Raw genomic sequence first — 11,203 nt, 5'->3', positions numbered from 1 at the left:
GCTTTCCTCATTTTGGAAATAAAAGAATGGCTTCTGAAAAGGTTTCTTATTTCAATAAATGGGAGTAATCCTCTGGCAATGCTGCATCAATATCCCGCAGGTATTTTTCCAGGGCTTGCATCGTTTGATGCCCAGTGATTTCCATTAATTTGCTTTTAGTTTCATTAGGAGTTAATGTTTTGATGAATTCTTTGTACAAATTAGTTATGGATGTGTGTCTGAAACTATACAGTCCGTAATCATCATTTAAACCAAAATGATCTTTAACAACTTTAAATCTTTTTGAAAAATAATCTCTTCGATTATTTTCTTCAGCTTCCCATTCTCCTCCAATTATTGTAGGTGTGAATAGATAATGATTTTTATTCATCTGTGAAAAATCGGGCAATAAATCAATAATTTTTTGTGGAATGATTTTAACTTTAACGGCTTTATTTTTTGCTTTCACAAATAATTTTTTCCCTTCAAGATCCAGATCATCAATTTTAAGCCTGTTTACTTCAATTGGTCTTAATAAATTATAAATTATAAATTGCGTATAAAGAAGTACAATAGGATCGTTTACTTTTAAATAGTTTAGAATATCGCTTTCTTGTTTTACCGAATAAGTTTTGTTTCTCTCAGGTGTAGCTTTAAGTATGCTAATACTTTTTACAAAATTAGTACTCATTAATTCATTGTCAACTAAAACTTGTATCAATGAACTTAAATCGGCTCTAGTGTTATTCCGATTGGTTGCTCTTGAAGTCTCCAAGATAAAATTCAAATACTCATTCAGTATCTTTTTATTCAATGTTGAAATCCCACTACTAGATTTGATTTCATTATTGTCCAGCCAAGCTAAAAATCGTTTTATTCTTCCCTGATAATTGCTATAAGAAGCTTTTCCTAAAACATTAATCTTGTTTTTTAAACCGAATTCAAAAGCTTCTCCAATGGTTTTCTCTTTTTCAACTATAATTGATGTGCTTACTTGAGCAATTTCCTTCTTTGGATTTAAGGTTTCGCTTTTGTGGACTATATCAACTTTGTTGAAATATTTGTTGTTCAATTTAGTGTTGTCTTGATACGGGTTGTAGCCTTTTTTCAAAAGAATGGATAAATTCTGCTGAACCGTTTTCAAATACTCAGACCTTTCTTTTGCAGTTTTTATTCTGTTGGCTTCTAATTTTACATTAGTTTGACGTTCCAACTTTCCTGTTTGGGGATTTCTAAATGAAAAATACACGTACCATTCTTTCGAAATAGCCTCGTTTTGTTCTTGTTTTGAAAGCTTGTTCCATTTGGAAACATCGACTTTTCCAGTAAAGATTTTAGGTTCAGAATAGTTGGTTTTCATTGGCAAATCGTGTACTGTATCGTGTACTGCCAGTAAAAGTAACAAAAGTTTAGACATAAAAAAACGGATTAGTTGACACTAATCCGTGATTTCCTTGACTTTGAGTCTGTAGCGAGACCGAGATTTGAACTCGGGACCTCAGGGTTATGAATCCTGCGCTCTAACCAACTGAGCTATCTCGCCATTATTAGGGTGGTAAGCCAGCCCTGAATGCGGGTGCAAATATAAAAATAATATTAGAGCTTGCAAGCATATTTTTAATAAAAAAAAATATTTTTCAAAACACTTTTTTTATGTAGTTATATTCTATATATTTCCGAAAAATTAAATGTAGCTCATGGATCAAAAAGTACGTTATGAAATCGAGTTCCCCATAAATTCCTCGCCTCAGTTGTTGTATCAATACATATCGACTCCATCCGGTTTGTCTGAGTGGTTTGCCGATAATGTGAATTCTCGTGGTGAATTTTTTACTTTTATTTGGAATGACTCCGAAGAAAAAGCAAGACTAGCCTCAAAAAAAACAGGTGAAAAAGTGAAATTTAAGTGGGTAGATGAAAATAGTAAGGATACCGAGTACTTTTTTGAACTACATATCTTGGTAGATGAACTCACGAAAGACGTTTCTTTAATGGTAGTTGATTTTGCTCTTAAAGATGAAGTCGATGAAGCAACATTGTTGTGGGAAAATCAAATTTCTGATTTGAAACATCTAATAGGTTCTGTGTAAAAAATCATTTTTTATAACTTATATTTGCCCTGAATAAAATTTAGGGCTTTTTTTATGATTAATTTTAATGGAACTATTGTGTCTGAGGATGCCAATATTTTGACACACAACCGTGCTTTTCTATATGGCGACGGAGTTTTTGAAACAGTTAAAATAATAAACAATAAAATTCTTTTTCTGGAGGATCATTATTTTAGACTCATGTCTTCCATGCGAGTTGTTCGAATGGAAATCCCCATGAATTTTACAATGGAGTTTCTGGAAGAACAAATCCTTATTTTAGTTAATAAAAATGGACTGACGTCCTCTTCTCGTGCCAGAATTACAGTGTATAGAAACGATGGAGGATATTATTTACCACAAAATAATACGATTTCTTTTTTAATTTACGCTGTAGCACTTGAAAACAGGCTATATTCAATCGAAAAAAAGGAATATGAAGTAGATTTATACAAAGATTTTTACATCACAAAACAATTGCTGTCGTCTATCAAAACGACTAATAAAATCATCAATATAACGGGAAGTATTTTTGCAAATGAAAATGGGTTAGATAATTGTTTATTGCTTAATGACAGTAAGAATATAATTGAAGCACTTCAAGGAAATATCTTTATGCTGATGGGTAATAAATTGATTACCCCACCAGTTTCTGAAGGCTGCTTAAATGGGATTATGAGAAAGCAGATCCTAAGTTTAGCAAAGAAGATAGAAAATTTAGACGTTGTAGAAGAGGTAATCTCTCCATTTGATCTTCAAAAAGCAGATGAATTATTTTTAACTAATGTTATAAAAGGAATACAACCAATAACACAATATCGTAAAAAAACTTTCACCACGAAAATATCTCTTCAACTGTTAGAGAAACTTAACGAAATGATAAGTAGTACCTAATTTAAGTATGGATTTTCTGGAGCGTTTGACCAGATGAGGTATTCCCCACCTAATTCCATGATTTGTTCTTTCCAGAAATGAGTCGCTGATTTTCCAATTATCTTGTTCTCATAGCTATTGGAAGTGATAATCCAGGAATTGTTTTCCATTTCTGATTCTAATTGTTTTTCATCCCAACCAGTATATCCTAAAAAGAATCGGATATTGTCTTTGCTTATTTCTCCTTTATTTATGAGTTCTTTTGTCGATTCAAAATCGCCACCCCAATAAATTCCATTCGATATTTCAATACTGTTAGGAATTAGTTCTGGAATGTTATGTATAAAATATAGGTTGTCTTGTTCCACCGGGCCACCGTTATAAATCTTAAATCGTGCGTCAACATCCGGAATCAAATCGTGGATGGTGTACTTCAATGGTTTATTAATAATAAAACCAACGGATCCTTCTTCGTTATAGTCAGCTAATAAAATTACTGATCTATTGAATGATAAATCCCCAATTATCGTAGGCTCTGCGATAAGCAAATATCCTTTTTTTAATTTGTCTGTAATCATTGGATTGGATTTTTTATTAAATTTAAGTTTTTTATTATAAGAGTGCCAAATAAAATCGTTGAAACGTATAAAAAAACCTTCCAGATGGAAGGTTTTGATTATATAAGGGAGACAAAAATTAGTTTACCGCACCTTCTAATTCTGCACCTGCCTTAAATTTCACTACATTTTTAGCAGCGATTTGGATAGTTTTTCCTGTTTGAGGATTTCTACCGTCTCTAGCAGCTCTAGCAGAAACAGACCATGATCCGAAACCTACTAAAGATACTCTTCCACCTTTTTTCAAAGTACCCCCTACGTTTCCTAAAAATGACTCTAAAGCTAATTTTGCAGCAGCTTTTGTAATTCCTGCGTCTGCAGCGATAGCATCGATTAATTCTGATTTGTTCATAATGAATAGTTATTAATTGTTGGTTAAAAAAAATTGTTAATACACAAATTTAGTAGGAAATACGTTCCTTGCAAGCGTTTTATGTTAATTTAGTTTATTTTGTTGATAACTTATTTTTTTTGTTGATAAATCAATGATAATTTCTGATTAAAGTGTATAAACACCCGTTTTTATTGGTGTTAATAGGCTTTTGCATCGGCTGAAAAAGCAATTCCATTCAATAATTCTGTTGTATTCATTTTCTTTTTGCCCGGAAACTGTAAATTAAGTATTTGGATAAATCCGTTTTTTACCGCAATTTTCATTTCTTTTTTGCTACAAATCAAACTCCCAACAGCATAATTATGCTCCTCAGAAATTATAGTAGCATCGTATATTTTTACATTCCATTCCTCATTCTTGTCTCCAAAGAAGCACCAAGCCGCGGGATACGGACTCAAGCCTCGAATCAGATTGTTTATCTCCTGAGCTGATTTTGTCCAATCTATTTTGCAATTCTCTTTGTTGAGTTTGTAAGCTGTTTTTATATCGGCAGTATCTTTTTGAATAACTGTAGATACATTTCCTTTTTCAATCATTTTTAAAGTGTCAATAACAGTCTTGCTGCCTAATTCTATTAATCGGTCGTGCAAGTTTCCCGCATTTTCATTTTCATCTATTGGGATTTCCGAACTTAAGATTATCGCCCCAGTATCAATTTTATCGTCGATAAAAAAAGTGGTGACACCCGTTTTAGTTTCCCCATTTATAATTGCCCAATTTATGGGTGCGGCGCCGCGATAATTCGGCAGGAGTGAAGCATGAAGATTAAAAGTTCCTAAAAATGGCATTTCCCAAACAACTTTTGGCAACATTCTAAAGGCGACTACAATTTGTAAATTAGCATTCAATGTTTTCAATTCAGCTAAAAAAGCCTCGTCTTTTAGGTTTAAAGGCTGCAATAAAGGTAGATTATGACTCAGCGCGTATTCTTTTACTGCTGAATATTTTAATTTTTGTCCACGACCTGCTGGTTTGTCTGCAGCGGTAATAATGCCTACAACATCGTAGTTATTCTTGATTATGGTATCTAAAATCCCTACTGCAAATTCGGGAGTTCCCATAAAAACAATTCGTAATTTTTCCATTATGATCTTAAAGTATATTTGTTATTTGGTTTAACCAAAATCGTGTTGTTTTCTAATAAATCCTTGAGTACACCGATAACTTCGTCCGCACTGTTTTTAGTTTTGTTTTGAATGTCTCTCGAATTTAAATCTTCGGCTTGCAATAAAGCAATTATTTCTCTTGAAAGCAACGTGATATCTTTTTTCTTTATATTCTTTGTAATGCAAAACGAGCAAATCCCACAATCAACAGTTGTTTTTTCGCCAAAATAATTTAGAATCAACTTGTTCTTGCATACTTTTTTCTCACTGATGAAATGAATTACCGATTGCAGCTGCTCTTTTTTTAACTGATTTTGATTCTCTAAATATTTTGAGACCCGACTGATGGTCCTTTCATCTTCGCGAACTTCATTGAAAATTAATGTGGCGTCATTATTTTTCGAATGGTATTCTATAATTTTTTTTTCTTTTAATTTATGTAAAACAGCCTGAATTTCAGTTTCCTTATGATTTGATTTTTTGGCAATCAGTTGCAGGTTGAATGCGGTTTGCATTTCATAAATTCCGGGATAAGTGCGCAAAATGGCTAAAATAATTTCCTCGTCGTTCGGATTTAAACTCATGTACCGAATCACTTCTTTGGAAGGAATCAGAAACTGCAACGTGATTTTTTCTGAAAATTCTTGGGACAGGCTAATAATTCCTTGTCGGTCCAGAAATTGCATTGCATTGTACGTTTTCAGTGTTGGGAATTCATATTTTAAACAAAAATGATGTAAATTGAAGGTGAACTGTTCGTTGATCCCTTCTCCGTAAGCAATTTGAAAATAGTTGCAGAGCTTGACATACATTAGATTCAAGAACTTTTTATCGGGAAGAATGTTTATAAATTGGCTTTGAGCCTGAATACTATCGGAGGGACTGGTCAATAAAACAGCAAAGGCTCTTTCTCCATTTCGTCCCGCACGTCCCGCTTCCTGATAATAATTTTCCATATTTTCCGGAAGCTGAATGTGGATTACCGTTTTTACATTGGCTTTGTCAATTCCCATTCCAAAGGCATTGGTAGCCACAATTACCTGCACTTCTTCGGTCATCCAAGATTGCATGTTTTTGTCTTTTTCTTTGGACGAAAGTCCGCCGTGATAATACGTAGCTTTAAATCCTAATGAATTCAATTGCGAGGAAATATCCAGGCACGATTTTCTGTTTCGTACATATATTATAGACGGTTGTGGATTTTTTTTCAAAATTTGCTCTATTCGGAACAGTTTATCCTCGACCTCAAAAATCATGTAAGCAATATTTTCCCTGGCAAATGATTTCTCGAAAATCTGTGGTTTATCTAATCCCAACTCAATGATAATATCTTCTTTAACTCTTGGCGTAGCGGTGGCTGTCAATGCTAAAAAGGGCACTTTTGGAAAATGCTTTTTTAGTTCCGAAATTTTTAAATAAGCTGGCCGGAAATCATGTCCCCATTGTGAGACGCAATGCGCTTCATCTATGGTGATTAAATTAATGGGAAGATTTTTTATTCGTTCCAAAATCCAGTCGGATTGTAGACGTTCTGGTGATAAATAAAGGAATTTGTAATTTCCGAATTGGCAATTGTCCAGTAAATCAATCATTTCCTCAGATCGTATTCCGCCTGTCAAAGCTATGGCTTTGATGTTTCGCTTTTGCAAATTGGCTACTTGATCTTTCATCAGTGCTACCAAAGGCGAAATGACCAAGCAAATACCTTCATTCATCATAGCCGGAATCTGAAAACAAACTGATTTTCCGCCGCCGGTTGGCATCAATGCAAAGGTATCATGACCGCTTAAAACGGAATCGATGATTTCGTATTGTAGCGACCTGAATTTGTCGTGTTTCCAATATTTTTGAAGAATAGCTACTGCTTCTTGCATAGGGTATAGATTTCATTTCATTGAAAAACAGTCCAAAGCATAAATCCTAAACCTGCAGACTATCTGGAAATTTCATCTAAGATAAAAAGAATTCTTTTATCCATGGTGTCTTTTGGAACTTCTATGAGTTCGTAACCGTAATTCTGGTAAGTTTCAGTTAGATGATTATAGATGAGTTTCGCTTGTTCGAAGTTTTCGTAACGTTCGTCATCGCTGATGTAAATTTCCTCCCAAGGAGGAAGAATGAAGATTTTTGAATAGGTATGTTCGCGGCATGCGGCATCAAAAGTAGCGGGATAACTATCGCCAATATAATGCATATAGGCCAAAACATCCGGAATTCCTCTGTCGATAAATACCACTTCATGAGACTCTTTTACAGCATTTTGAAACTGTTTTTTTCTTCCTTCAAGAAGTAATTCACTGAATAACAATGGTTTTTCAAGGAACAATTGCTCGATTCCTTGCTTTTTTGCTTCCAAAGTTACCTCGCGGGAAATTTCGGGATAACAACAATGTCCTTTAGCGACCAATCCGTCGATAATAGTGGTTTTACCTGTTCCTGGACCGCCAATGATAACTATGATTTCTTTTTGCACTTTTAAAAAATAAGGCGCAAATTTACTTAAACTAATTGGGATTTGAAAAAATCATTGCGGTTAAAATGCGATTAGACAAAAAATCATAATTCAAAATTCATAATTTACGTTTGAAACCGTATATTTGCCTTTATTTTTAAATAAAAAATGGATAAGAAGACTGAAGAATTTTATGATAGATTAAAAGTAGAGTTGGATATGAGCAATACATGGCCAGCAGAGTACTTATTTAAATTTATTGTACCAACAGAAAATGATAACATTGAACGAGTGGAATTGGCATTTGATTGTATGGGCGCAGTTATTAAAACTACAAAATCCAAAACAGGAAAATTCACTAGCATATCGGTTGATGTTACTATGAAAAATTCGCAAGAAATAGTAGATAAATACTTAGAAGTTTCTACAATAGACGGTATTATTTCCCTTTAAATACAACATAAAATTTTTGATTTGCTGCCTTCGAATGGATTTAATTTTCGAAAAAAAAGCATAGGAATCAAAATAGATACATTCGAATATGAATTCAAAATATATTAAAGAAAACTCGAACGATGTCGTGCATCATTTGGAATACAATGCCGAGAGATCGCATTTGATTATTCCGGAGTACGGCCGTCATTTGCAGAAATTGATTGATCAGGCGACTAAAATTGAAGATGATGTAGAACGCAACAAAGCGGCAAAATACATTATTCAGGTGATGGGAAGTTTGAATCCACATTTGCGTGATGTTCCTGATTTTCAGCATAAATTGTGGGATCAGATTTTTATCATGTCTGATTTTAAATTAGTGGCTGATTCACCTTATCCAATTCCATCGCGTGAAGTGTTGCAATTGAAACCCGATGTTTTAAAATACCCACAGAATTTTCCAAAATACAGATTTTACGGCAACAATATCAAATATATGATTGATGTGGCCAATAAATGGGAAGATGGCGAGATGAAAAGTGCTTTGGTGAAAGTGATTGCCAATCACATGAAAAAATCGTATTTAAGTTGGAATAAAGACACTGTGAAAGATGATGTAATTTTCGAACATTTATATGAACTTTCCGACGGAAAATTGAATTTGATTCAAAGTACAGAGGAATTATTAAATACCACCGATTTATTGCGAACCAACAAACGGGTTTCGAATAAAATCTTACCGGTTGGCCAACCAAAAATTCTTAGTAACAAGAATACGAAAACTGGAAAACCAAATCCAGTTCACAAAAATCAAAACAGAAAACCTTTGTAAATCAGTTATAAATTAAGAGTATTTAGGTTATTAATTTTTTAAGAAATAACTTTTTACTCGTAACTTTTTAACTCGTATCTAAATAATTTATAACTCATAATTGTAAAAAATGGGAATTTTCAAAATAGAAGGAGGCATTAGTCTCAAAGGAGATATCACGCCACAAGGAGCTAAAAACGAAGCGCTACAAATTTTATGTGCCGTTCTTTTAACACCGGAAAAAGTGATTATCAATAATATTCCCGATATTATAGATATCAACAAACTAATTACGCTTTTAGGAAATTTAGGTGTTAAAATCCAAAAAACAGGATCAGGATCGTATACTTTTCAAGCGGATGAAGTGAACATAAACTATCTGGAAACCGAGGCATTCAAGAAAGAAGGTGGGTCTCTAAGAGGTTCTATTATGATTGTTGGACCACTTTTGGCACGATTTGGAAAAGGATATATCCCTAAACCAGGCGGTGATAAAATAGGTCGCAGAAGATTGGATACTCACTTTGAAGGATTCATGAATCTTGGTGCCAAATTCCGTTACAATAGAGAAGATCATTTTTATGGCGTTGAAGCACCAAAAGGATTAAAAGGTGCCGATATGTTATTAGACGAAGCATCTGTAACCGGAACCGCTAATATTGTTATGGCTGCAGTTTTGGCCAAAGGAAAAACAACCGTTTATAATGCTGCTTGCGAGCCTTACTTGCAACAATTGTGCAAGATGCTAAATTGCATGGGAGCTAAAATTACAGGTGTTGGATCTAACTTATTGACTATTGAAGGAGTTGAAAGTTTAGGCGGTTGCGAGCACAGAATTCTTCCGGATATGATTGAAATTGGTAGCTGGATTGGTCTGGCTGCTATGACAAAATCGGAAATTACGATAAAGGATGTAAGTTGGGATAATCTTGGAGTAATCCCTAATACGTTTCGAAAACTTGGGATTACATTGGAACGTCGTGGAGATGATATTTACATTCCTGCTCACGTAGATGGGTATGAAGTGAAAACAGATATTGACGGTTCTATTTTGACAATTGCTGATGCGCCCTGGCCCGGATTTACCCCAGATTTGTTAAGCATCGTCTTAGTAGTTGCCACCCAAGCAAGAGGTGATGTTTTAATTCACCAAAAAATGTTTGAAAGCAGATTGTTTTTTGTTGATAAACTGATTGATATGGGAGCAAAAATTATGTTGTGTGATCCGCACCGTGCTGTTGTTATGGGGCACGATTTTAAATCTCAACTTAAAGCAACCACAATGTCATCACCAGATATTCGTGCGGGAATCTCATTATTGATTGCAGCGCTTTCTGCGAAAGGAACCAGTACTATTCAAAATATTGAACAAATTGATAGAGGGTACGAGCGTATTGATGAACGATTGAGAGCCATTGGTGCTAATATTGTTAGAGCATAAATAACATAAATCAAAAAAAATATCGTTTAAGTAAGCTAGAAAGGATTTAAATCTAAAATTCAATTCGGTTTATTTAAACGATTTTAGTTTCCATTCATCTATAAATAAAATACATGTCAAGCGAACAAACAGCGATAAAAGCGACTTATTTTAGTATAATTGGAAATACATCTTTGGCCATTATAAAAGGTCTGGCAGGTTTTTTTGGAAATTCGTATGCATTAATTGCAGACGCAATTGAATCAACTACTGATATTTTTTCTTCATTTTTAGTCCTGTTCGGAATCAAATATTCCAACAGACCAGCGGATAAAAACCATCCTTACGGACACGGCAGGGCAGAACCATTGATTACTTTTTTGGTTGTAGGTTTTTTGATTACTTCGGCAACTATTATTGCTTATGAAAGTATTATCAATATTGGAACGCCACATCAATTGCCAAAACCGTGGACATTATTAGTTCTTGGGGCAATCATTGTTTGGAAAGAATATTCTTTTCGAATAGTGATGAAACGCAGTATTGAAACCAATAGTTCGTCACTAAGAGCTGATGCTTGGCACCATCGCAGCGATGCAATAACATCTGTTGCGGCGTTTCTTGGGATTTCTATTGCTTTGATTTTAGGAAATGGTTATGAATCTGCTGATGATTGGGCGGCACTTTTTGCTTCAGGATTCATACTTTATAACAGTTACCTTATTTTTAGACCCGCTTTGGGCGAAATAATGGATGAACATTTATACGATGATTTGATAGAACAAATCCGAATGGTTTCAATTCAAGTGGACGGAATTATTGATACCGAGAAATGTTTTATTCGAAAAGCTGGTATGCAATATCATGTGGATTTACATGCGACAGTTGATTCAAATATTACTGTGAAAGAAGGACACGATCTGGCACATAAACTAAAAGACACTTTGCAGGAAGAAATTCCGGAACTGGGACATGTGTTGATTCATGTGGAACCAAATGATTAGTTATTAATCAAATAAAATAAAA

12 protein-coding genes and 1 tRNA gene are annotated in these 11,203 nt (G+C 34.1%); 6 read left to right on the top strand and 7 right to left on the bottom strand.

Translation table 11 applies throughout. The annotated features are described in order from the left end of the window. Window positions 1–46 precede the first annotated feature (46 nt). Both ACP7AQ_RS09945 and ACP7AQ_RS09940 read right to left on the bottom strand, forming a co-directional pair. A complete protein-coding gene (locus ACP7AQ_RS09945; protein ID WP_426095357.1) occupies window positions 47–1,396 on the bottom strand; it encodes a tyrosine-type recombinase/integrase in 1,350 nt (449 codons plus the stop codon). A gap of 52 nt (window positions 1,397–1,448) precedes the next feature. Beyond that, window positions 1,449–1,522, bottom strand: a tRNA-Met gene (locus ACP7AQ_RS09940). Between the two features lie 154 nt (window positions 1,523–1,676). Between ACP7AQ_RS09940 and ACP7AQ_RS09935 the strand changes: the two genes are divergently transcribed. Both ACP7AQ_RS09935 and ACP7AQ_RS09930 read left to right on the top strand, forming a co-directional pair. Beyond that, window positions 1,677–2,069, top strand: coding sequence for an START-like domain-containing protein (locus tag ACP7AQ_RS09935; protein WP_091203555.1), 393 nt, complete (start codon window positions 1,677–1,679; stop codon window positions 2,067–2,069). Window positions 2,070–2,123: 54 nt separating this feature from the next. Then, on the top strand, window positions 2,124–2,963 hold the full coding sequence (locus tag ACP7AQ_RS09930) for an aminotransferase class IV (protein ID WP_426095356.1): 840 nt from the start codon (window positions 2,124–2,126) through the stop codon (window positions 2,961–2,963). On the opposite strand, the gene ACP7AQ_RS09925 is transcribed toward ACP7AQ_RS09930, so the two are convergent. The 5 genes from ACP7AQ_RS09925 to ACP7AQ_RS09905 all read right to left on the bottom strand — a co-directional run bounded on the left by ACP7AQ_RS09925 (window position 2,960) and on the right by ACP7AQ_RS09905 (window position 7,532). Beyond that, window positions 2,960–3,520: a YqgE/AlgH family protein gene (locus ACP7AQ_RS09925; protein WP_426063513.1), complete on the bottom strand. Its 561-nt coding sequence runs from the start codon at window positions 3,518–3,520 to the stop codon at window positions 2,960–2,962. The two genes, ACP7AQ_RS09930 and ACP7AQ_RS09925, sit on opposite strands and share 4 nt — an antisense overlap. A gap of 118 nt (window positions 3,521–3,638) precedes the next feature. Next, window positions 3,639–3,911, bottom strand: coding sequence for an HU family DNA-binding protein (locus ACP7AQ_RS09920; protein ID WP_073017033.1), 273 nt, complete (start codon window positions 3,909–3,911; stop codon window positions 3,639–3,641). 179 nt (window positions 3,912–4,090) lie between these two features. Then, window positions 4,091–5,038: a methionyl-tRNA formyltransferase gene (fmt, locus tag ACP7AQ_RS09915; protein ID WP_426095355.1), complete on the bottom strand. Its 948-nt coding sequence runs from the start codon at window positions 5,036–5,038 to the stop codon at window positions 4,091–4,093. After that, window positions 5,038–6,933 carry a RecQ family ATP-dependent DNA helicase gene (locus tag ACP7AQ_RS09910; RefSeq protein WP_426095354.1) on the bottom strand — a complete coding sequence of 632 codons (1,896 nt, stop codon included), beginning with the start codon at window positions 6,931–6,933 and terminating at the stop codon, window positions 5,038–5,040. The genes fmt and ACP7AQ_RS09910 overlap by 1 nt, the downstream gene beginning before the upstream one ends. A 59-nt stretch (window positions 6,934–6,992) precedes the next feature. Next, window positions 6,993–7,532 (bottom strand): AAA family ATPase, encoded by a 540-nt coding sequence (locus tag ACP7AQ_RS09905; RefSeq protein ID WP_426095353.1) that lies wholly within the window; start codon window positions 7,530–7,532, stop codon window positions 6,993–6,995. Between the two features lie 147 nt (window positions 7,533–7,679). Between ACP7AQ_RS09905 and ACP7AQ_RS09900 the strand changes: the two genes are divergently transcribed. From ACP7AQ_RS09900 to ACP7AQ_RS09885, 4 genes are all read left to right on the top strand, one after another. Next, window positions 7,680–7,964: a DUF493 family protein gene (locus ACP7AQ_RS09900; RefSeq protein ID WP_426092589.1), complete on the top strand. Its 285-nt coding sequence runs from the start codon at window positions 7,680–7,682 to the stop codon at window positions 7,962–7,964. An 88-nt stretch (window positions 7,965–8,052) separates the two neighbouring features. Then, window positions 8,053–8,778 carry a DUF4290 domain-containing protein gene (locus ACP7AQ_RS09895; protein ID WP_091203548.1) on the top strand — a complete coding sequence of 242 codons (726 nt, stop codon included), beginning with the start codon at window positions 8,053–8,055 and terminating at the stop codon, window positions 8,776–8,778. A 109-nt stretch (window positions 8,779–8,887) separates the two neighbouring features. Further along, on the top strand, window positions 8,888–10,198 hold the full coding sequence (murA, locus tag ACP7AQ_RS09890; RefSeq protein WP_426095352.1) for a UDP-N-acetylglucosamine 1-carboxyvinyltransferase: 1,311 nt from the start codon (window positions 8,888–8,890) through the stop codon (window positions 10,196–10,198). 113 nt (window positions 10,199–10,311) lie between these two features. Further along, window positions 10,312–11,181: a cation diffusion facilitator family transporter gene (locus ACP7AQ_RS09885; RefSeq protein WP_426063520.1), complete on the top strand. Its 870-nt coding sequence runs from the start codon at window positions 10,312–10,314 to the stop codon at window positions 11,179–11,181. Window positions 11,182–11,203 lie beyond the last annotated feature (22 nt).

The sequence above is a fragment of the Flavobacterium sp. DSR2-3-3 genome, assembly GCF_049896585.1.
GTDB lineage: Bacteria > Bacteroidota > Bacteroidia > Flavobacteriales > Flavobacteriaceae > Flavobacterium.
Note: the sequence above shows the minus strand (reverse complement) of the source record. Positions and strands in the feature narration are given on the sequence as shown.